Origin of the sequence: Humisphaera borealis (genome assembly GCF_015169395.1) — a bacterium.
Lineage (GTDB): Bacteria > Planctomycetota > Phycisphaerae > Tepidisphaerales > Tepidisphaeraceae > Humisphaera > Humisphaera borealis.
Map to the genome: position 1 here is coordinate 138580 of NZ_CP063458.1, position 20986 is coordinate 159565.

Sequence of the window (20986 nt, forward strand, 5' to 3'; positions counted from 1 at the left end):
ACAGCAAGCCGTCGTTCACCACTGACAAGAGAGGAAACTCGCTTGCGAGACCCACCCCACAGCAAATCCCGTGCAAGCTCGCAACGGGTAAAATTTTGGAGTTTCGAGCGCGCAGTTCTAAGGCAATGACGCTGGCAGAGACGCTGCGCGCTCACTTGGCGGGCAGTCGCTTTTCCGTCGAGACGCGGTGGGCTCAGGGTTATTCCGAATGCGTTACGGCGGGGACAGGTGACATGCCGGCGCTACCGCGCCGGTTCGCGGTCGGGCGAACGTTGGCCGAAGGTCTTGGCTGGAGCGTCGCTTCCTGCTTCCAGGCGGCCGAAAATCATGCGGCCGGCACTGGTTTGCAGTGCGCTTGTGACGGTGACTTCGACTTCTTCGTTCAGGTGTGAACGGCCTTGTTCGACGACCACCATCGTCCCGTCTTCAAGGTAGCCGACCCCCTGGCCGGCCGATTCACCGGCCTTGACGAGCGTAACGCTCATTTTCTCGCCAGGGAGGACGGCAGGTTTCAGGGACCGTGCCAGATCGTTGAGGTTCACGACCTCGACGCCCCGCAGTTGCGAGACCTTGTTGAGGTTGTAGTCGGTGGTCATGACGCGGGCGTTGAGCTCTGCGGCCAGGTCGATCAGGCGCTGATCCGTAGGCCCGTCGCTGGGGAGGCGGTCGGGGTTTTCGTAGAGGACGACATCGTGCTTGCCGTCGCGCAGCTTGGCCAGGATGTCCAACCCACGCCGGCCGCGGGCGCGTTTGAGCTTGTCGCCGCTGTCGGCGACATCCTGGAGTTCCTGAAGCACGAATCGGGGAACCACCAGTTGGCTGGCGATAATCCCGGTTTGTGCCACGTCCACGACCCGTCCGTCGATCAGGGCACTTGTATCGAGAAGGATCGGGCGGCTCCCCTTGGCACTTTTCTTAAACTCGATGTACGGAATAATGAATCGAAAATCGTCCTTCGTCTGGAGCGTGAAACTGATCGTCAGGTAGCAGGTAACCACGGCGACAATCAGCTGAATGAACTCGATCGTCCGAGACTTGAACTCGTCGCCGGGGTAGCGGTCGAGCAGGATGAACATCTGATCGGCAATCAGCTTTACGGGGAAGCTCAGCGCGTAGGCGATCAGGATGCCGACGACGAGTCCGAAGAGTATTCCGGAAAAGACGGCAAGTTTGCGGCGGGGCGAGACAATATCGATGCAGACGAAAAGTACGCCGATCGACAGCGCGATCGCCATCGCGAGCCAGGTCAGCTGGAGGTAAAACCAGCCGACGGCCGCCATCAGCAGGATGAACAAGCCTCGCAAGACGTGTAGGACCATGGTCTGCCCCGTCCGGCAAGTGTCGGGTCGGACACCGGCCAATGAAACCCGGTCGTCACTATAAGCAGTGTCGCGACGGGGGTCTACGGCGGTGGACGAGGTGTTCGGCGGCGAGCGGTGGAACGGGATAACATCGTCGCTTGCTTTTCTTTACGACCGGAACGAAAGTCGACGATCACAGGAGAGTCCGTATGGCTGACGATTCGCCGTTCTTGCAGGTTGATACCGACTGGAAAAAGCAGGCGCAGGAGGAGAAGCGCAAACTGGCGGAGAAAGCCGCCCAGCAGAAGGCCCAGGCCGAAGCGGCCGCCGCCGCTGCTGCGGCAAAAACTGCCGCCCCCGAGGAAGCGGCCCCGGTTGAAAAGGCCGGCTCGTTCGCCGGCCTGGTGCAGCAACTGATGACCCAGGCGCTGATTTACCTAGGCGAGATCAGCTACCGCGGCTCTCCGCCGATGCTCGACCTGGATCGAGCCAAAACGCAGCACGACATCCTGACGATGCTCGAGGAAAAGACCGCCAATAACCTCAGCGACGACGAGCGGAAACTGCTCGACAGCGTCCTGCACGAGGTCCGCTCGCGGTTCATTCGAACGGCCAGCGAGTACGTGACGTTCTAGCGGCGTCGCTACCCAAGCCGCGCAGGGGCGCCGGTCGGCCGCATGCATCGACCTCGGTGATCGCTGAGCGGCTCTGAAGCGCAGCCGCCGCTTGCGTAAGCAATTATTGCGCTTATGATGCCCGAACAAGACGTCGACGATGGATCGTCGGCACGCAAGTTGAGATCGGACAGCCGGTGACCGGCACGTTCAATCTCACGCCAAAGGCAGGGAGGCCATGGCGACGATCGGCTCAAATCCTGAGCCCTCTCGTTCCGTTTCGGAACGTGCGCCCGGCGAACGCCGACCGGGCTCCTCTCTCGACGTCTCCACCCTCGCCCCCGGTTCTCGATTCGGCCGACTCTGGCAGTTCCCTCTGCTGCTCATTTCACTCGGGCTCTTCGGCTACGCCGGCTACCGCCTGATCGATCCGCAGCCGGGCCCCACCATCGACCAGCAACTCGACGCCGCCGGTAAGCTCCTGCAGAACGACCGTGCCGAAGCAGCCACCGAAGTACTCCGCGCGGTCCTGCTGGAGGACGAAAAGCGCAAGCTCACCGAACCGCAGCGCGGGCGGGCCCACCTTTATCTCGCCCAGGCGGTCGAGCAGGTGCAGCAGACTCGGCGGCTCGACCTCCCGGCCAATCACGAACGCATCGTCGAATACTCTCGAATTGCCGAGAAGAATGGCGTCCACCTCGATTCCACGGCGCTCCGACGCGTCGCCGAGAGCTTTGAAGCGCTGGGCAAGACGTCCGACGCACTTGCGGCCTACCGCCGCGCCATCAGCGCCGATGCCGACAAGGCACCCTCGCTTCGACGGAAGGTGATCGACCTGCTCGTGGCCCGCAACGAGCGAACCGAAGCCGAATCGCAGATCAGGGAGTACCTCGCCGACACGAGGCTGACGCAGTCCGAGCGGTCATGGGCGATCGGAGAGCAGTCGCGGCTGCTGGTCGATCGACTGATGTTCGCCCAGGCGCGCGACCTGCTCGCCGAAGCGATCAAGCAGGAGCAGGACCCCGCGCTGCTCGGGCAGTTTCACTACCGCCTGGGCTACTGCGACTGGAAACTCGGCGACGACAAGTCTGCCGAGCGATACCTGCGGCTGGCGCGGAATCAGTTGCAGGTATCCCAGCCCGAAGACGCCGAATCGGCGCTGTTGCTCGGCCGCATCCTTCTGGAGCGCAAGGCGTACGCCGAAGCGATCTCGTTTTTCAATACGGTGATCGTGAGTCATCCCGACGCGGGCGCGGCGATCCCGTCACGGCTGGGGCGTGGGCTGAGCCGGATTGAAGCCGGGGTCGACACGTCCGATGCCGGCATGCAGGACCTGACATCGGCCGTCGCCGACATCGCCGCCAAGCCGTCCCGCGACGGAATGAAGCCCGATGCGATCAAGGTGCTGACACAAGCCGGCCGCGTGATGACCGCCCGGGAGAACTTCGGCGCGGCGCTGGAACTGCTGTCTCTGGAGCAGTCGTTGGAGCCGACGCCGTCGGCGGAATTCTTCGGCCGCATGAGCCGAGTGTTCGAGCGGCACGCGCAGCAGTTGGAAAAGACCCTTAAGACTGAGCCGGAGGGGCCGGCGCGGGTCAAAAAGTGGCAGCAATGGCGCGACACCCTGGTCCGCGCCGCCGATGCCGCCGTCGCGCATTCGCGCGGCATGACACTCAACGACGATACCGGCTACGGCGAGGCCCTCTGGCGGGGGATCGACCTTTACGATCGCGCCGGGTCGCTCTCGCAGGCGATCGGCGCTTTGGAACTGTTCGTCGCCGAACGCCCGACCGATCCGCTCGCGCCCGATGCGCTGCTGCGGCTGGGAAAGGCCTATCACGCCGCCGGGCAGTTCGACCGCGCGATCGACGCATTCAAACGCAATCAGTTTCGCTACGAGCGCACGCTTGCGGCCCAAAAGAGCGGCGTGCCGCTGGCCAAGTCCTACATCGCCAAGGGGCCGGCGAGCTACGCCAAGGCCGAGGACGCACTGCAGGCCACGCTGCAAAGCCCGCTGTTGACGCCCGACGCCGACGAGTTCCGCCAGGCGTTGCTCGAACTCGCCGAGCTCTACTACCGGACCGCGCGATACGAAGAAGCCGTCGCCAAGCTCGAGGAACTGACCACCCGATATCCCAACGACGACCGTAAGGGGCAGTTGCTGTTCCTGATGGCCGACAGCTATCGCAAGAGCGCGCTGCTGCTGGCGTCGGCGGGCAAACCGACGACCGCGCCCACCGACGCCGCGTCAGTCGCACAGGAAGAGGCGGCCCGGGCCGAGCGGTCCGCCGCCCGACTGGACCGCCTGACCAAGGCCCGCAAGCTCTACGACCAGACCCTGGATCAGTACCGCGTCGTGCCGCCCAAGGCGGAGCTGGATCAGTTGTATTTCAAGCTCGCGCATTTTTACCGGGCCGACTGTGTTTACGACATCGGGCAGTACGAAGAAGCGATCCGGCTGTATGACGGCGCGGCGCTGCGGTTTCAGGACGATCCGTCGGCGTTGACGGCGTACGTGCAGATCGTCAACGCGTTCGCCGCCCTCGGACGAAACGGCGAAGCGAGAACCGCCAGCGAGCGTGCCCGCTGGCTCCTGCAGCGGATGCCGCCGGCGGCGTTCAAGGAAGCCCAGCGGTCGATGCCCCAGGCGTCGTGGGAGAACTGGGTCAAGTGGACCAAGGCAATCGACGCGACGGCAGACGGAAAGTAGGGGCACACGGCGTGTGCCCGCCGGTGGTGTGCCGGCGATTGGATGGCAGGCGTTTGAATAGTGTGTCTTCGAGTTGAACGTATGGCCCAACACGATCCCATCCTTGCCGCCCTCGACGCGCAGGTCGCCTGCTACCGCCGGCTCGCCAAGCTCGCCGAGCAGCAGCACGAACTGGTGCAGCAGGGGATGACCGAAGAGTTGCTTCAGTTGTTGACGATGCGACAAGTCGAACTCGACCAGCTCGCCGCCCACGAACGGACCCTTCGCCCGGCCAAGTCCGATTGGCAGGTCTACCTGGCGAGGCTCGCCGCCGTCGATAAGGCCCGGGCCGAATCCCTGATGACCGAGACGCGGCTGTTGTTGGAGCGCATCACCTCGGCCGACAAGAACGACGTGCTCGTCCTGCAGCAGCGAAAGCTGAGCCTAGGCCGACAGATCGGCCAGGCGTCAGCCGGCCGCGTGGTGAACCGCGCCTACGCCGCCAACGCCTACGGCTCCAAGACGGCAAAGTTGAATGTGCAAACGTAGGGTCCGCCTTGGCGGACGCGGCCGTCACCGCCGGACGGCTTCGTCGCTCGCCGGTTCCCGTCGCGTCCGCCAAGGCGGACCGTGCAACCGCCTGATCCCTATGCTCGCTACCATGCCATCCTCACCCGCCCACGACGTGCGCCCGGCACCGTCGGTCGATCATGCAAGGCGGATCGAGGAGCTCGGTCGGATCATCCTCGCGTACAGCGAAGTCACCGAGAAGCTGCAGCAGTCGCACGATCAGCTGAACCGCACCGTTCAGATCCTCCAGCAGGAACTCGGCGAGAAGAATCGGCAGTTGGAACGCCGCAACCGTCTGGCCGCGCTGGGCGAGATGGCGGCCGGACTGGCACACGAGATTCGCAATCCGCTCGGCGGGATTCAGCTTTACGCATCACTGCTCGCCGGCGACGTGGCCGACCGGCCCGACTCACTCCGCGTCGTTCATAAGATCACCGCCGGCGTGAAGCGGCTGGAGGCGCTGGTCGGTCAGGTCCTGCAGTTTTCAAGGGAGATCGGTGCCAACCTTGGCGACGCCGACCTGGCGGAACTCGTCGCACAATCGGTCGAGCTGGCGGCCCGGACGCTTGAGGATTGCGGCGTGCAATGCCGGATCGACGGGCCGGACGAACTGCCCGCGCGCGTCGATTCTCTTCTGATCGGTCAACTGGTGCTCAACCTCGTACAGAATGCCGCCGAGGCGATGGAGCCCGGCGGCGTCGTGACGGTTCGATACCGACGGGTTGGTGCGCAATGCGTTCTGTGCGTGCGCGACACCGGTCCGGGAATTCCTGCCGACGTGCTCGACAAGGTGTTCAACCCTTTCTTTACGACAAAGGAAACCGGGACGGGGCTCGGGCTGGCGATCGTTCACCGGATCGTCGAGGCCCACAACGGCACCATCACCGCCAGAAACGCCGAAGGCGGCGGGGCGGAGTTTGAGATTGTGATTTAGAAAGCAATCAGTAGTCAGGCGCGAAACGACTACTGACTACCAACGACGAACGACTGACAAGACAAGGACGTCTTATGGCACGCATACTCATCTGTGACGATCAGGAAATGATGCGGGATTCGCTCGCCGCGATTCTCGCCCGCGAAGGGCATGAGGTCGTTGCCACCGGTGACGGTCCGGCGGCGGTGTCGCGGCTGTCCACCGGGCGGTTCGATCTGCTCATTACCGACCTGAAAATGCCCCGCATGACCGGCCTGGAACTGCTGTCCGAGGCCAAACGTCTTCGCGCCGACATGCCGGTGGTGTTGATGACGGCGTTCGCCACCGTGCAGACCGCCGTCGAGGCGATGAAGCTGGGTGCGTACGACTACATCCAGAAACCGTTCGACGGCGAAGAGATCAAGCTGCTGGTCGATCGCACGCTCGAACACAACCGCCTGATCCGCGAGAACGCCACCCTGCGATCAATGGCAGAGGCCTCGCTCGCGCCACGGCCCCTGGTCGGTGATGGTGACCTGATGCGCGAGGTCAAACGCAAGATCGACCTCGTCGGCCGCAGCACGGCGACCGTCCTGATTCGCGGCGAAAGCGGGACGGGTAAAGAGGTCGTCGCCCGCGCCATCCACGCCGCCAGCGATCGCCGCGACAAACCCTTCCTGGCCGTGAACTGCGCCGCCCTAAGCGAAAATCTGCTGGAGTCTGAACTGTTCGGCCACGAGAAAGGCGCGTTCACCGGTGCCGACAAGCTTCGGCGCGGCCGATTCGAGCTTGCCGACGGCGGCACGCTCCTTCTCGACGAGATCAGCGAGATCGCCCCGGCGCTGCAGGCGAAACTGCTCCGCGTTCTGCAGGAAAGCATGTTCGAGCGCGTCGGTTCGAGCGTCAGCCAGCAGATCGATGTGCGCGTCGTCGCCACGACCAATCGCGACCTCGAGACCGAGGTCGAGAACGGCAAGTTCCGCCAGGATCTGTTCTACCGTTTGAACGTGGTACCGATCGACCTGCCGCCACTTCGGCATCGGCCGGAGGACATCGGCGACCTGTGCCGGCACTTCCTGAGCCTGGCGGCCCGCCGGTGCGGGCAGGCCTATCGGCACATCGAGCCCGAGGCGCTGCGGCTGCTGACCAGGTACGCCTGGCCTGGCAACGTTCGCGAACTGCAGAACATCGTCGAACGGGCAATGGTGCTAGAAACCGAGCCCGGCCTGGTGCGGGCATCGACGATCGAACCCTGGCTCAAGCCGGCCAAGGCGCCGTCAACCGCCGCCGTCGATAACCTCGCCGGCAAGCCGCTGGCGGACATCGAAAAGCAGGTCATTCTGACGACGCTTCGGCGGTTCCAGGGCCATCGCGTCAAGACGGCCGGTGCACTGGGGATCGGCGTGCGGACGCTGGGAATGAAGATCAAGAAGTGGAAGGAAGAAGGCGAAGAGTCGCTCGTCGGCGTCGAGGCGGAAGTGGACTGATCGCGCAGGATTTGCGCCACCGACGCGCAGATTGTGCCCGGTCCCCTCCTCCGGTACTCCGGGGGAAGGTTAGGGTGGGGGTTGTGTAGAGAAGCGTGACCATGCGGATGTCGACTTGGACGGAAGCGGTTGTGCGCGGGAGCAAAGGCTGGGAGAGCCCTTTGGAAGCAACCCCCTCCCTAGCCCTCCCCCGGAGTACCGGAGGAGGGGACAACGCGGAGTATTGTTGTAAGGCAGACGGCGCTGCCTGGCACGACGTTTGATATTGAAAGGCTGATCCATGTTCATCGATCGTCTCATCAATCAGGGAAACGCGCCGCTGCTGGAGCAGTGGATGCGGTTCACCGAAGAGCGACATCGGCTGATCGCGCAGAACGTGGTGAACATCTCGACGCCCGGTTACAAGCCGGTCGATCTGGACGAAGGCAAGTTCACCGCAATGCTGCGCGACCGTGCCGATGCCCGTCGCAACGCGGCCCCGGGAAGGGTCCGCTTCGACGACATCGGCGGCGAAGCCTCGAATGCCGAGCACGGCATTCTGTTCCACGACGGGCAGAACCGGTCGATGGAACAACTGATGACCGATCAGGCGAAGAACGCCCTGATGCACAACATGGTGGTCGAACTGCTTCGAAGGCAGTTCTCGTCGCTGGAAGCGGCGTTAAAAGAACGAGTTTCGTAAGGCGCGGAGCGCCGCGTTCTTAGCGCCATCCCGGAGGGATGGGCTGGAACCGTGTTACCCAGGAAGGGTTCGTTATGTTCGATGTACTCGATATGGGCGCCAGCGGGTTGAAGGCTCAGCGCACGCGGCTGGACGTCATCGCGCAGAACATCCTGAACGCCGATACCACACGCAGCGCCGACGGCAAGGTGGAACCTTACCGCCGAAAGTTCGCCACGCTGGTGTCCGGGCGGTCCGCAGGTGAACCGAACAAGCCCGGCGTTCACGTCGGGAAGGTCGAGTCGGACAAGGCGCCCTACGTGCCGAAGTTCGAGCCCGGCCATCCGGACGCCGACAAAAACGGCATGGTGATGTACCCCAATGTCGATCTGTCGGTCGAGTTCGTCAACGCGATCGAGGCCTCGCGGGCCTACGAAGCGAACGTGAACCTGATGGATGTGACCAAGCAAATGATGAGTTCGACCTTGCGTCTGATCGCGTAGGGTCCGCCTTGGCGGACGTTACGGGTTTGACGACGTAAGATTGAAAATAGACATCGGTCGATAGCAGCATCGACGGTTTCGCGTCCGCCAAGGCGGACCCTACAGATGATCAACGGCATCGATCCCAACTTCGCGGCAGGTAAGCTCGGCGGTTCCACGCCGACTTCCAAGCCCACTTCGGGATCATCGGGGTTTGCCGACGTACTCAAGGGGCACATCGAAGAAGTCTCCAAACTTCAGCAGGACGCCAGCAAGGCCGTCGAGGACCTGGCGACCGGCCGCACGGAAAACGTCGCCGGCGTCATGACCGCGATGGAGAAATCCGACATCGCATTCAAGACCCTCCTGGCGATCCGGGCCAAGCTGATGGACGCGTACGATGAGATCAAGAACATCGGCGTCTAGGGGATGTCACTGGTCGCTAGTCACTGGTCGCTAGTCACTGGTCACTAGTCACTAGTCACTTGCCGGTCTTACTTGGCAAAAGCCGACGGCAATGGACCAGTGACAAATGGCAAGTAACCACTGACAACTTTCCATGTTCGCACCATTTTCGGGATTTACATCGCGCGATGCGACGGTAGACTGCGGGGCACCACAGATCGGCGCACGGGCTCGTGGACGGGCCTACAGCGCCAGGCGGGCAAGGATGCCTGCTGATCAAAGACCTTAGTCACAGCCATGGAGGGCTTGACGATGGACTTCTTCAAGACGCAGTTTGACCGCATTCAGCAGCAGCTGGCAGGGCTTACCCCCAGTCAGAAGATGCTCTCGGCCGCGCTCGTGACCATCATGGTCATGACACTCTGGTGGTGGGGCAATTACGCCGGCAAGCCGGAGTTCGAACCCCTCCTCGACCAGACTCTCACGCAGGAAGACATCGGACGTATCGGCGTTCAGCTCACCGCCGCTGGAATCGAACACAAAGTCATCGACAGCAAGATCGCCGTGCCGGCCGAGAAGAAGGTCCAGGCGCTGGCGAATCTCGGCTACGCCAACATGCTTCCCAAGAGCACGTCGAGCGGCTTCGACGAGATGATCAAGCAGCTCACCGCGTGGGACGGACAGGACCGGCAGAACGCGATCTTCAATCACGGCAAGGAACTCTCGCTTCAGCGGGTCATCTCGCACTTCCCCGGTGTCGCGTCGGCGGTCGTCCTGATCGACCCCTCGACCAAGTTCCGACTCGGCCGCGACATCGAATCGACCGCCACCGTCAATGTCACGATGCGCGACGGCGGCGGATCGGTGAAGCAACTCGCGTCGGCGTGTGCACACCTCGTCGCCGGCTCGCAGGCGGGGCTCAAGGCTTCGCGTGTGAAGGTGGTGATCGACGGCAAGCCCCAGCCGGTGCCCGACACCGAAAACGCCAACGGATCCATTGCCACCAACGTTCTCGAGTCCCAGCAGGCCGCCGAGCTGGCCTTCACCCAGAAGGTTGAGAAGCACCTGGACTACATCCCCGGCGTTCGCGTCTCGGTGACGGTAAAGGTCAACAACGCCAGCGAGCAGGCCGAGGCGACGGAAGTGAACAAGGAAAAGTCCGGCACGTTCGAAAAGCGGCTGATGAGCAAGACCCGGGAGGATTCGTCGGGCTCGCCGGGCGCCGGCGAGGGCGGCGTCCAGCCGAACACCGGGCTGACAATCGGCGACTCCGTCGCGGCCGGACCGAGGCAGTCGACTACAGAGAATGAAGAAACGATCGAGAACGAAATTGTGCCCGGCGTGAAGAAGATCACGACCGTCACGCCTGCCGGCGATCACACCCCGATTGCCGCTTCCGTGCGCGTGCCCCGCAGCTACTTCGTGATGGTCGCCAAGGGCGGCGACCCGGCCGCAAAAGAGCCCGACGCCGCGACGGTTGACAAGGTGATCGCCAGCGAACTGCCCAACATCAAGTCCGCGGTCATCGGTTGCACTGCCATCGGCAAGCCCGAGGCGATCACCGTCGAGCCCTACACCGACGTCATCCTTCCGCCGCGCGACCCGCAACTGGCTTCGGCGGGCTCCGGCATCACGCTCATGCTCGGCGGTCACATCAAGGAGATCGCCCTGGGCGGCCTGGCGTTGGCCAGCCTCTTCATGATGTCGATGATGGTCCGCAAGGGCGCGGTCGCTCCGGTGGTGCTGCCGGCACCGGCCGTTCGCTCCACGGCTCCCAGCACGCTGTCGTCCAACGAAGCCGTAGCCGGCGAAGCCTCCGAGCAGAACCCAACGCTCGACGGCATGGAACTGGACGACGACTCGATCAAGACTCAACAGATGCTGTCGCAGGTCACCAGCATGGTCGGTGAGAGCCCCGACACCGCCGCCCAGTTGATCAAGCGGTGGATGAACCAGAGGTAAAGGGACGGGTGAAGGATGAAGGATGAAGGATGAATTCGGTTCATCTCTCATCCTTCATCCTTCATCCTTATCATTCATGGCCCAGGCAGAACTCAACGGTGTTCGTAAGTCGGCGATTCTGCTGCTGTCGCTCGATCAGGATCAGGCGGCCGAGGTGCTCAAGCGCCTACCGCCGGAGATGATCGAAGAAGTCAGCCGCGAGATCGCCTCTCTCGGCGAGGTCAAGGTTCCGCTGCGCCGTACGGTGCTCGGCGAGTTCTACAACCTGGCGCTGGCCAACTCGTACGTCACCGAAGGCGGTCTGGAATACGCCAAGTCGCTGCTCCGCAAGAGCCTCAGCGAGGCCGACGCCGCGAAAGCGATCAAGCAGGTCACCCAGCAGGTCGCGACGACGCCTTTCGCGTTTCTGCAGAAGGCCGAGAGCGAGAACCTGCTGACGTTCATCCAGGACGAACACCCGCAGACGATTGCCCTGATCCTGGCGCATCTCAACCCGCAGAAAGCCAGCGAGATTCTTGTCGGTCTGGCCGGGCAGAAGCAGATCGAGGTGGTTAAGCGCATCGCGAACATGGAGCAGACCAACCCGGAGGTGATCAAGGAGGTCGAGCGCGGGCTCGAGCACCGGCTGTCCGACATCGTCAGCCAGACGTTCGAGAAGGCCGGCGGCATCGACTCGGTCGCCGAGATGCTCAACCTCGCCGACCGTGCAACGGAGAAGGGGATCATGGAAGGCCTCGAAGCCGAGGACCCGGACCTCGTCGAGCAGATCCGCCGGCTCATGTTCGTCTTCGAGGACATCCTGCTGGTCAACGACAAGGGCATTCAGTCGGTGCTCAAGGAGATCGAGAATGAGACGCTGGCTCTGGCGCTCAAGACCGCAAGCCAGGATCTCAAGGACAAGATCTTCAAGAACATGTCGGAACGCGCCGCGCAGCTCATCGGCGAAGACATGCAGTACATGGGCCCGGTCCGCGTCAGCGATGTCGAACAGGCCCAGCAGAAGATCGTCGACGTCGTCCGCCGCCTGGAAGCCAGCGGCGAAATCATCATCGCCGGCCGCGGCGGCGAGAAGGAAATGATTGTTTGAGGAGAGTAGGCAGTAGGCAGTAAGCAGTACGCAGAGAAGAACTAGGAGAGCCGTCTTTCCGCTCTGCGTACTGCTTACTGCGTACTGCTTACTGCCTAATCACACATGCCCATCATCCGCGCCAGCCAACTTCCTGCCACCGCACAAGTCTTCTCGATGCAGGACGTGGAAGCGGCCGCCAAGCGGGTTCTACTGAACGCCAATGCCAAGGCCGAGCAACTGATCGCCGCGGCGATCGAGGAAGCCGAACGGGTCAAGGAAGAAGCGCGGCAGGAGGGAAGTCGCGAGGGGTTCGAGCACGGGCACACCGAAGGCGTTCGGCACGGCACCGAGGCCGGGCGGCAACAGGCGCTGCAGAAGCATTCGGCTGAGCTCACATCGCTCGTGGGGACGCTCCGCGAGGCGCTGGTGCAGATCGACGCCCATCGCCTGTCGATCGAATCCGACGGCACGACCGAAGTCGTGAAGCTCGCAATCGCGATCGCCCGCCGCGTGATCAAACGACAAGCCGCGGTCGACCCGGCCGTCCTCGAAGCGAACCTCGGCGAGGCGATGAAGCTGGCCGTCGGCGCTGCCGACCTGCGGATCGCCGTCAACCCCGCCCAGCGGGCAGCCCTCAACGATGCGTTGCCGCGACTGAAGCTCAAATGGCCGGGACTGAAGCACGTCGAGCTCATAGATGATGCCACCATCGCGCCAGGGGGCTGCCAGGTCTTCACGCGCAGCGGATCGATCAACGCCGACCTGGAATCCCAGTTGGATCGGATCGTCGCCGAGCTGATTCCCACGCCGTCCCAGGCTGCTGCGACTGATAGCGGAGGCACCTCGTGAGCTTCCTCGCCGCCCAGATCGAATCGGCCGAGCAGGCGATGCCATTTGCCGTGCGCGGGCGGATCGAGTCCGTCAGCGGCATGACGCTAGAGGCGACCGATCTTCCCCTGGCGGTGGGAAGCCTCTGCTCGATCGACACGATGGGCGGTCGCACCGCGTCGGCCGAGGTGATCGGGTTTCGGGGCGATCGCACACTGCTGATGCCGCTGTCGTCGCCGGCCGGAATTGCCCGCGGGGATGGCGTCAGCAACCTTGCCGCCTCGCCGCGCATCTGGTGTTCCGATGATCTGCTCGGCCGCGTCATCAACGGCTTCGGCGAGCCGATCGACGGCGGGCCGCCCATCCAGGGCATCGAGAGCCGCCGTCTCGACGCCAGGAGCCCGCACCCCCTTCAGCGTCAGGTCATCCGCAAGCCGATCGCCACCAGTATTCGCTCGATCGACGCGCTTCACACCTGCGGGCTCGGACAGCGGATGGGCATTTTCTCGGGCCCCGGCGTCGGCAAGAGCACGCTGATGGGCTCGATCGCCAAGTACACCAGCGCCGACATTTCGGTCGTGGCGCTGATCGGCGAGCGTGGCCGCGAGGTGCAGGAGTTCATCGAAAACAGCCTGGGCACCGAAGGCCTCTCGCGGTGCGTCGTCATCGTCAGCACCGGCGATGAAGCGCCGCTTCGGCGTGTCCGCGCGGCCAAGGCGGCTTGCGCCGTTGCCGAATACTTCCGCGACCGCGGCAAGGACGTCCTGCTGATGATGGACTCCCTCACACGCCTGTGTCAGGCCCAGCGGCAGATCGGGTTGGCGGCCGGTGAGCCGCCGGCGACGAAGGGCTTTCCGCCGAGCGTCTTCGCGATGATCCCCGAAATCCTCGAGCGCGCCGGCAACACGCCAAACGGCTCGATCACCGGGTTCTATACCGTCCTCGTCGAAGGAGACGACTTCAACGAGCCGATCCCCGACGCGGTCAAGGGCATCACCGACGGCCATTTCTGGCTGAACCGTAAGCTCGCCAACCGCGGGCATTTTCCCGCGCTGGACGTCACCCAGAGCATCAGCCGTGTCCGCGGCGACGTCACCGACAAGGACCACCAGCGGCAGGCCCGGCGGGTGCTGGCGCTCTGGTCGATCTACCAGGACATCGAAGACCTCGTGAACATCGGCGCGTACGCCGCCGGTGCCAATGCCGAGTACGACCTGGCCGTCGCGGCACGGCCGAAGATTACCGACTTCCTGAAGCAGGAAAGCAGCGCCCCGGCGACCTTCGAGCAAAGCCGCAAGCAACTGGCCGAACTGGCCGGCTGGATCGACCAGATGGACGCGGTCATTCGGTCGCCGAAGCGAAAATGACGAACCTGGAGGGAATGACGAATGAAGAAAATCGAATGGCGAATGAAGTTCCAACGAAAGAATGTCCCAATTGGCGAAAGGATTGTCGGCTTCCGTTTGATTCATTGAGCATTCGAGTTTAATTCGCCATTCGCATTTCGTCATTTGTCCTTTTCTTCCATGGCCCAGTTCAAGTTCAGTCTCCAGGCCGTCCTTCGTCAGCGCGAGCTGATCGAGCAGGACCGCCAGCGCGCCCTGGCGGCGGTGCAGCGGGTGTACAACGAGCTGGAAGCCGAACTGCACCGTATGGACGAAGCCGCCCGGGCCGCCACGCAGGATCTCCGCGACAACCACCTGATTGGGTCCATCAGCGTCGAGTACCTCGCCGCGCATCGCCGGTTCACGCTGGCGATGCAGCGCAAGGCGCTGAACCACGCCGGGCGGATGTCGGACGTGAAGAAGAAGGTCGAGGCCGCCCGGGCCGCGCTGATCGAGGCGGCCAAGGACCGCAAGGCGATGGAGAAGCTTCGCGACCGTCGGCAGGAAGACTGGACCGAAGACCAGAATCGCCGCGAGGCCGCCGCCACCGATGAGGTCGCGCAGCAGATCGGGGCGAGAATGATTCGAGCCGCCTCCGGTCATGACGCCGATGAATGAACTTTGACGCCAGCCGCCACCGTGAGGCAGCGCTCGGACCAACACCATGAAAAAGCTCCTCAATGCCCTCGTCCTGGTGCTCGCCGTCAACTTCCTGGCGGTGGCGGGGGGCGTCGGTTGGCTCTTTTCGAGCGGGAAGCTCGACAAGGATCGCATCGCGGCGATCAAGGAACTTCTCTTCCCGGTCGAAAAGCCACCCGAAGTCGTCGCCACCCAACCCGCCACCCAGCCGGCTGCCCAGGAGTCGTCGGTCCTGAAGCTCGACGAACTCCTCGCCCGCTACGCCGGCCGACGGACCGGCGAGCAGGTCGAACTGATCCAGCAGTCGATCGATGCCCAGGCGGTGGCGCTGGACCGCCGCAGCCGCGAGCTCGACGACCTGATGAAGCAGATTCTGCGCGAGAAGGAAGACCTTGCACGCAAGACCGGCGCTCTCGACGCCGACCGACAGAAGCTCACCGACCTCGAAAAGAAGCAACTCGCCGATGCCGGCGACAAAGGCTTCCAGGACAGCCTGAAACTGCTCCTGGCGATGCCCGGAAAGCAGGCCAAGTCGGCGCTCATGGACCTGCCCGACGATACGGTGGTCCGCTATTTGCAGTCGATGCCTCCCAGGACGGCGTCGAAGATCATCAAGGAGTTCAAGACGCCCGCCGAACAGACCCGGATCAACCTCGTGCTCGACCGGATGCGCCAGGGCGGAGCCCTGCCGGCGACCCAACCGACGGACGGCACTGCCGACACCACCGGTGCCCGTCCGCCCGCCGCCAACCGCCCCGGTAATGCCGCCGGGCGGGATGCCGCCGCCGCCGCACCAGTCAGGGAGTGACCTCATGCCATCTGTCGTCGCGTTCGAGCCGCCCAAACCCGCCTCCCCCGGCAGCTCGTCCGATTCGTCGGCGATCAGAAGGCTGTCGCGCTCGTCGCCGGCGGGCGGCACTTCATCGGCTTCCTCGGCGTCGGCGTTTCGCCAGCAGCTCAACCAGGTGGAACGCAACAACGGCCGCGACAGCGCCGATGCATCTCGCGGCGATTCGTCTCGTGCCGATGCCTCCCGTACCGAACACCAGGCCGAAAGCTCCCGCGCCTCCCGATCAGAGCCCGGGTCCAAAGCCGCCAAGGCCGCCGGCCGCAAGGGTCGCAAAGCCGCCGCCGCCGACGACGCCCGCGACGCCGAAGAGACCGACGAAGCCGACGACACCCAGTCCGGCGATCCCGCCACCACCGTCGCGGAAACACAGGACCTCGCCGTCACCATCGACGATCTCCCGACCGACACCGGCACAACGCCCGGCGGAGCAGAAGACGACGCCAACGCGCCCCAAGACAACGCGAACCAGGCCGCGCTGCTTCAATCGCGTGATGCCCTGGCACTCGCCCAGGGCGCTATTCAGAACGCGACGCCAGCCCAGACCCCTGCCGAAGCGTCCGCAGTCGCAGATGCCGCAACAGCCGCCACGAACGGCGGCGACGTAGCCGCCAACGGCGCGATGGCCGTCACCGCGCGATCGGGCGCCGCGTCCGATGCCGCCGCTGCCGCACAGGTCGCGACCTCCGGCACCGCTGCCTCGGGCGCCGGCGACGAATCGGCTTCCCCTGCAGACGCCGCGGCCACCGCGACGGCGGGGGGCGAGAAGAAGTCCATCGGCGTCAGCGCGATCGGCGCACGCCCGGCGGCCAATCGCCCGTCAGGCCCCGATGCCGACGCCGACGCAGACATCGCAAACGGATCAGCCGCATCAACATCGTCCGCCTCATCGACCGGCGGGGCCGCCGCCAATCCCACGCTGTCGATGATGGCGCAGTTCGCCGAGGCGTTCGCCCCCGACACCGCGACCGCCGACCTCGGCAAACCCGCCAAGCCCGCCGCCGACGCCAGCGCCGCACCGGCCGGCCCGGCGTCTCCCTCGGCCGACGCGGCGACGCTCACCCAGCAGGGCAAGTCGGCAACCTCATCGGGCACGATCGATGCTCCCGCCGACGTCGCCGAGCCCGAGCGCTCCACCGAAGCCCGCTTCGCCGCCACCAACCATGTGAAGATCGCATCGGAAGTCCGCGGCGCGCTCATGCCCAATGGCGGCAAGATGGAACTCCGCCTCGACCCGCCCGAACTGGGCGCGCTGCAAGTATCGATGCACATCAAGGACGGCGTGGTCACGGCAACTTTCCAAACGCAAAACCCCGAGGCCGCCCGCCTCCTCAGCCATTCGCTCGCCGACCTCCGGCAGTCGCTGGAAGCGCAAGGCGTCACCGTCGATAAGCTGCACGTTCAACAAGCCCCGAAGGACGAAAGCAGTTCGAACAACCCCAACAGCGGCGACCGCCAGAATGTCGCCCAGGAACAACAGCGCGAATCCCGCCGCGAGCAGCAGCGCAAGGACATGGTCCAGCGCCTGTGGGATCAGCTCTCCGGCAATGCACCGATCGATGTCAGGGCTTAGAGTCCACTTACGTCGGGGAGAACGCGAAGGCACGAAGGCGCGAAGAGGACGCGAAGGACAAACCGACTCCTTTACCTTCGCGCTTCTTTCGCGGCACCCCATCAATACTAAGCTAGGCCGGGACGCTCTTCTGCTTGGCGCTTCCCACCAAAAAAAGAACTAATATCGCAAGGTAGTGACGCAGCCCAAACGTCGTCTTGTAAAACCTTCGCGACCTCTTCGCGCCTTCGTGCCTTCGCGTTCTCCTCGGTCGCCCGACAGGCGAACCTAAACCCGAGCGCTCTTCGGCCCTTCCGGCTCGCCCTTCATCGCGGCGATCTTGTCGCGCAGCCTGGCGGCGGCCTCGTACCGCTCTTCCTTCACCGCCTTGTCCAGCTTCTTCTGGTATCGCTTCAGCGGATCGACCGGCAGCTTTCGGCGGATCTCCCGCGCGAACCGCTTCAGCACCTTCACCTCGTTGGCCTTGTCGAACGCCTCGGCCTGGCCGTACTGCTCGAAGAAGTCGCGGATGTCGGTCAAACCGACGTCGATCGCCCGCAGCGCATCGCGATACCGCTTCTCGCGGAAGTGGATCGACGCCCTGGCCCGCGTGTTCATCATCGTGATGTACGGGCGATATTGCTCCATCGCGAAGCGGTCTTCGTCCTCGGCGGCGAACTGATTGCACAGGTCCAGCACCCGCAGGTTGCGCGACGTATCACGCACCACGCCGGTGAAATCCTCCAGCACGAAAAGGCTCAGGTACCGCTGGTAGTACATCACCGCTTCCTCGCGGAGCGACTGACAGTCGTTCCCCGAGATGGTAAAGCCGGTCTCGCTGCCGTGGCTCTTCTGGTGGTCGGCCAGCCGCTTCTCGTAATACTCCAGCAGCGATTCATACCCGTGCGGCGTCGCGCCGTCGGGCCGGCCGGTGAGCTCCATCTGCAGCAGGCCCAGGTCCAGCCGCATCTGCAGTTTGGGCCGGCCGTCGGCTCCGCTGATCTTACGGACGTTGATCGTGCCCGGCTCGTACTGCCAGTCGGTAATGATGGCGTTGATATCTTTGGCGCCCGCCGGCAGTTCGGCCGACTTGTCGCGCAGTGCTTCACGTTGTGCCTCACGCTGCACGTCACGCTGCGTATCGCGCGGCCCGGCCCGTCCGCCGGCATGGCGCTGGGGGCTCGGCGTCGCGGGCGACGGGGGCTCGCCGGCCTTGCGGGCCGGATCGCCACCTTCGCCGGGATTGGCCAGCGGGGTGTTGGGGTTGATGTCGTGGTTGTCGGCAGGGAAACCCGCGCGGTCATCGTGCGGGGTGCCGTCAGAAGGACCCTGGTGCCCGGAACGATGGTGTTGACTCATCGGTGTACTCCAACCGAGACCGCTGGCGACGCCCCGACGTCTGTAAGGAACTACGGCAAGTGCCTTACCTCACAGACCCCTAGACCTCCTGTCCTCACCGCCAACGTCGCACCCATTGTAGTCAGGGGTCGTCACAGTCACCAAATTTTACTTCCACAGGTGGCAGGGGATGAGGTTTGGGTTTCGTTTGCTACCAGTGATTGTGTGCAATCATGGACTCCTTTGCGTGAAGTTGCCGGCCGAGTTGGCGAAAGCACCCGCCCGCGGCACCACTCCTCTGAGATTGCCGAACGAACCCGAGATCGCCGCTAAGTCCCATCCTCCGGTACGCCGGGGAAGGGCCAGGGAGGGGGTTGTGGCAGAGTCGCGCTCCCATGCGTCCTCGCTTGGCCGAACGAACCCGAGGCTGATGCGAACGCCGAACATCGAACACCCAACATCGAACACCGAATCCCAACTCACAGACTGCCGAACGAACCCAGCGCAACATCGCCGAACGAACCCGAGGTCGCGTCTGGCGATTTCTATCGGGAGCCTAGTCGGCTGTCCGTGACACGGGTTTCCAACCACAACTGTCCGGCATTTCGACGCCGTGACATTCGCAAGATTTCGCTCTTGCGCTTTCTGATGCCGCGTGGCATAGTTCGCGCCCGTGGCGGTCCGTCGTTCATCCTCGCAGCAGCAACCGACGCCGTCGGACCGACGTCTGGCCGTGCGCCGCTCCGGGAATCTCCTCGACGAACATCTCCATCGTCTGGCGGCGCTGCCGGCTCACGGCAACACCATCCTCGGCCGCGACCAGTTGGTCAAAGGCCTGCTCCTGTCGTTCTTCGATCCCATGGCCCGATCGCTGCGACGCATCGAAGACTGCGGCGACTTCCAGGGCGATCTGCGACTCGACAAGCTGGCACGCTCGACCACCGCCGACGCTCTTGCAGCGTTCGACCCTCAGCTGCTCGTGCCGCTGATCGACGACCTGCAGCAACGTGTCCCGAATCTCGGCGACGCCGACGGCCTCGAAGGGATCACCCGGCAGATCATCGCCGCCGACGGCACTTACATGACCACGCTGTGCGATGTGGCCTGGGCGATGCGCCAAAAGAACCGCGACGGCGGCGTGCAGGGACAGGTCCGCGCCAACGTCCAGCTCGACGCCGGCAACTGGATTCCCCGCGTGCTGACCGTCAGCGGCGACGACGGGCATTCGGAGGCCGCGGCCTTCGCCGCCGACCTCCTGCCCGGCGTGCTGTACGTCGTGGACCGCAACTTCGTCGAGTTCGGCTTCCTCGGCGCCGTCCTGGACAAGGGCAGCGACTTTGTCGTTCGTATCAAATCCAACCAACCGGCGATGACGGTGGTCCAGACCCTGCCGCCGTCGGCGGCGGACGTCGAGGCGGGCGTGATCGCCGAGGAAGTGGTGAGACTTCCCGGCCGCGACGCGCCGGCGGGCCTGTTCCGCTGCATCACCATCGAGAGCACCGACCGATCGGGCGAATCCCAGGCACTGCGGCTGCTGACCAATCTTCCCGCGGCGACGGTCGGGGCTCACGTCGTCGGCGCCGTTTACCGGCTGCGCTGGCAGATCGAGCTGTTTTTCAAGTGGCTCAAGACCTGGGCGGGAATGGACCACCTGCTGAGCACCAGCCGCAATGGGATCACCACGCAGCTGTACATCGCGGTGATCGCCGTGCTGATGATGTACGTGCAGAGCGGCTACCGCGTCAGCGTCTACGCCCTGGCGGCGCTGGGCCGCGTGGCCCGGGGCCAGATGTCGATCCAGGAGGCGATGGCGGTGATCGCCAAACGCGAGCGAGAGCGTTCGCTGGAACGAGCGCGTCAGGCCCGGCTGCGGGCACGCAAGAAGCTGGCCTGAAGCCACGACGTTCCCGCACACCCTGATCTGAGGGTGACGCCGCCGCATGCGCGCCATCAGCCGCGATCGCAAGCAAAGCCGAGCGACTCTGGTGAAATGAGGATGTGCCAGGTCATGGCTCACGCTGGAATTGGTAAATTGCCGGACAGTTGTGCTTTCCAAGCCGTGCAAGGTGCGTCACACGTCGAAGGCCGCTCATCCTCAATCACCGCCTTCTGCCAAACGAACCCAGGGCAACCCCGCCGAACGAACCCGAGGCGAAAGTAGGGTGGGGTTCACCCCACCGCACGTCGCGGACCACCGGCGATGTTCCCGCCGTCCGACGTTCCGTCCCGCGCCGAACGAACCCA

18 protein-coding genes are annotated in these 20986 nt (G+C 64.2%); 16 read left to right on the plus strand and 2 right to left on the minus strand.

The genetic code is table 11. From position 1 onward, the window contains the following. Positions 1-242: 242 nt before the first annotated feature. Positions 243-1319 carry a PIN/TRAM domain-containing protein gene (locus IPV69_RS00545; protein ID WP_206292958.1) on the minus strand — a complete coding sequence of 359 codons (1077 nt, stop codon included), beginning with the start codon at positions 1317-1319 and terminating at the stop codon, positions 243-245. A gap of 191 nt (positions 1320-1510) precedes the next feature. Here IPV69_RS00545 and IPV69_RS00550 point away from each other — a divergent pair, with 191 nt between their 5' ends. The 15 genes from IPV69_RS00550 (at position 1511) to IPV69_RS00620 (ending at position 17425) form a co-directional block, all read left to right on the plus strand. Beyond that, a complete protein-coding gene (locus tag IPV69_RS00550; RefSeq protein ID WP_206292959.1) occupies positions 1511-1936 on the plus strand; it encodes a DUF1844 domain-containing protein in 426 nt (141 codons plus the stop codon). Positions 1937-2153: 217 nt separating this feature from the next. Further along, on the plus strand, positions 2154-4625 hold the full coding sequence (locus IPV69_RS00555; protein WP_206292960.1) for a tetratricopeptide repeat protein: 2472 nt from the start codon (positions 2154-2156) through the stop codon (positions 4623-4625). Positions 4626-4706: 81 nt separating this feature from the next. After that, positions 4707-5153 (plus strand): hypothetical protein, encoded by a 447-nt coding sequence (locus IPV69_RS00560; protein WP_206292961.1) that lies wholly within the window; start codon positions 4707-4709, stop codon positions 5151-5153. Between the two features lie 112 nt (positions 5154-5265). Beyond that, complete coding sequence (locus IPV69_RS00565) at positions 5266-6108, plus strand: sensor histidine kinase (protein WP_206292962.1); 843 nt, start codon at positions 5266-5268, stop codon at positions 6106-6108. A 74-nt stretch (positions 6109-6182) separates the two neighbouring features. Beyond that, entirely contained in the window at positions 6183-7574 is a 1392-nt protein-coding gene (locus tag IPV69_RS00570; RefSeq protein WP_206292963.1) for a sigma-54-dependent transcriptional regulator, read from the plus strand. Positions 7575-7854: 280 nt separating this feature from the next. Further along, the gene (locus IPV69_RS00575; RefSeq protein WP_206292964.1) at positions 7855-8256 is read left to right on the plus strand and encodes a flagellar basal body rod protein FlgB; all 402 of its coding nucleotides are present in this window, start codon (positions 7855-7857) and stop codon (positions 8254-8256) included. 74 nt (positions 8257-8330) lie between these two features. Beyond that, positions 8331-8738, plus strand: a complete 408-nt coding sequence (gene flgC, locus IPV69_RS00580) for a flagellar basal body rod protein FlgC (protein WP_206292965.1) — start codon at positions 8331-8333, stop codon at positions 8736-8738. A 105-nt stretch (positions 8739-8843) separates the two neighbouring features. Further along, on the plus strand, positions 8844-9143 hold the full coding sequence (gene fliE / locus IPV69_RS00585; protein ID WP_206292966.1) for a flagellar hook-basal body complex protein FliE: 300 nt from the start codon (positions 8844-8846) through the stop codon (positions 9141-9143). 276 nt (positions 9144-9419) lie between these two features. Beyond that, positions 9420-11084, plus strand: a complete 1665-nt coding sequence (locus tag IPV69_RS00590; RefSeq protein ID WP_206292967.1) for a hypothetical protein — start codon at positions 9420-9422, stop codon at positions 11082-11084. A gap of 22 nt (positions 11085-11106) precedes the next feature. Further along, positions 11107-12171, plus strand: coding sequence for a flagellar motor switch protein FliG (gene fliG, locus IPV69_RS00595; protein ID WP_206292968.1), 1065 nt, complete (start codon positions 11107-11109; stop codon positions 12169-12171). A gap of 105 nt (positions 12172-12276) precedes the next feature. Beyond that, on the plus strand, positions 12277-13002 hold the full coding sequence (locus IPV69_RS00600) for a FliH/SctL family protein (protein WP_206292969.1): 726 nt from the start codon (positions 12277-12279) through the stop codon (positions 13000-13002). Continuing rightward, positions 12999-14348: a FliI/YscN family ATPase gene (locus tag IPV69_RS00605; protein ID WP_206292970.1), complete on the plus strand. Its 1350-nt coding sequence runs from the start codon at positions 12999-13001 to the stop codon at positions 14346-14348. Before IPV69_RS00600 ends, IPV69_RS00605 begins: the two co-directional genes overlap by 4 nt. 159 nt (positions 14349-14507) lie before the next feature. After that, positions 14508-14984, plus strand: a complete 477-nt coding sequence (fliJ, locus tag IPV69_RS00610; RefSeq protein ID WP_206292971.1) for a flagellar export protein FliJ — start codon at positions 14508-14510, stop codon at positions 14982-14984. A 46-nt stretch (positions 14985-15030) separates the two neighbouring features. Further along, positions 15031-15813: a MotE family protein gene (locus IPV69_RS00615; RefSeq protein WP_206292972.1), complete on the plus strand. Its 783-nt coding sequence runs from the start codon at positions 15031-15033 to the stop codon at positions 15811-15813. 4 nt (positions 15814-15817) lie between these two features. After that, on the plus strand, positions 15818-17425 hold the full coding sequence (locus IPV69_RS00620; protein ID WP_206292973.1) for a flagellar hook-length control protein FliK: 1608 nt from the start codon (positions 15818-15820) through the stop codon (positions 17423-17425). A gap of 267 nt (positions 17426-17692) precedes the next feature. Here IPV69_RS00620 and IPV69_RS00625 read toward each other — a convergent pair whose 3' ends face one another. Continuing rightward, the gene (locus IPV69_RS00625) at positions 17693-18763 is read right to left on the minus strand and encodes a UvrB/UvrC motif-containing protein (protein ID WP_206292974.1); all 1071 of its coding nucleotides are present in this window, start codon (positions 18761-18763) and stop codon (positions 17693-17695) included. Between the two features lie 712 nt (positions 18764-19475). On the opposite strand from IPV69_RS00625, the gene IPV69_RS00630 reads away from it, so the two are divergent. Then, positions 19476-20636 (plus strand): IS4 family transposase, encoded by a 1161-nt coding sequence (locus IPV69_RS00630; protein ID WP_206290457.1) that lies wholly within the window; start codon positions 19476-19478, stop codon positions 20634-20636. Positions 20637-20986 lie beyond the last annotated feature (350 nt).

Coding starts and splice junctions, on each gene's coding strand:
- IPV69_RS00545 (WP_206292958.1), bottom strand. CDS start 1,319: ATGGTCCTACACGTCTTGCGAGGCTTGTTCATCCTGCTGATGGCGGCC.
- IPV69_RS00550 (WP_206292959.1), top strand. CDS start 1,511: ATGGCTGACGATTCGCCGTTCTTGCAGGTTGATACCGACTGGAAAAAG.
- IPV69_RS00555 (WP_206292960.1), top strand. CDS start 2,154: ATGGCGACGATCGGCTCAAATCCTGAGCCCTCTCGTTCCGTTTCGGAA.
- IPV69_RS00560 (WP_206292961.1), top strand. CDS start 4,707: ATGGCCCAACACGATCCCATCCTTGCCGCCCTCGACGCGCAGGTCGCC.
- IPV69_RS00565 (WP_206292962.1), top strand. CDS start 5,266: ATGCCATCCTCACCCGCCCACGACGTGCGCCCGGCACCGTCGGTCGAT.
- IPV69_RS00570 (WP_206292963.1), top strand. CDS start 6,183: ATGGCACGCATACTCATCTGTGACGATCAGGAAATGATGCGGGATTCG.
- IPV69_RS00575 (WP_206292964.1), top strand. CDS start 7,855: ATGTTCATCGATCGTCTCATCAATCAGGGAAACGCGCCGCTGCTGGAG.
- flgC (WP_206292965.1), top strand. CDS start 8,331: ATGTTCGATGTACTCGATATGGGCGCCAGCGGGTTGAAGGCTCAGCGC.
- fliE (WP_206292966.1), top strand. CDS start 8,844: ATGATCAACGGCATCGATCCCAACTTCGCGGCAGGTAAGCTCGGCGGT.
- IPV69_RS00590 (WP_206292967.1), top strand. CDS start 9,420: ATGGAGGGCTTGACGATGGACTTCTTCAAGACGCAGTTTGACCGCATT.
- fliG (WP_206292968.1), top strand. CDS start 11,107: ATGAAGGATGAATTCGGTTCATCTCTCATCCTTCATCCTTCATCCTTA.
- IPV69_RS00600 (WP_206292969.1), top strand. CDS start 12,277: ATGCCCATCATCCGCGCCAGCCAACTTCCTGCCACCGCACAAGTCTTC.
- fliJ (WP_206292971.1), top strand. CDS start 14,508: ATGGCCCAGTTCAAGTTCAGTCTCCAGGCCGTCCTTCGTCAGCGCGAG.
- IPV69_RS00615 (WP_206292972.1), top strand. CDS start 15,031: ATGAAAAAGCTCCTCAATGCCCTCGTCCTGGTGCTCGCCGTCAACTTC.
- IPV69_RS00620 (WP_206292973.1), top strand. CDS start 15,818: ATGCCATCTGTCGTCGCGTTCGAGCCGCCCAAACCCGCCTCCCCCGGC.
- IPV69_RS00625 (WP_206292974.1), bottom strand. CDS start 18,763: ATGAGTCAACACCATCGTTCCGGGCACCAGGGTCCTTCTGACGGCACC.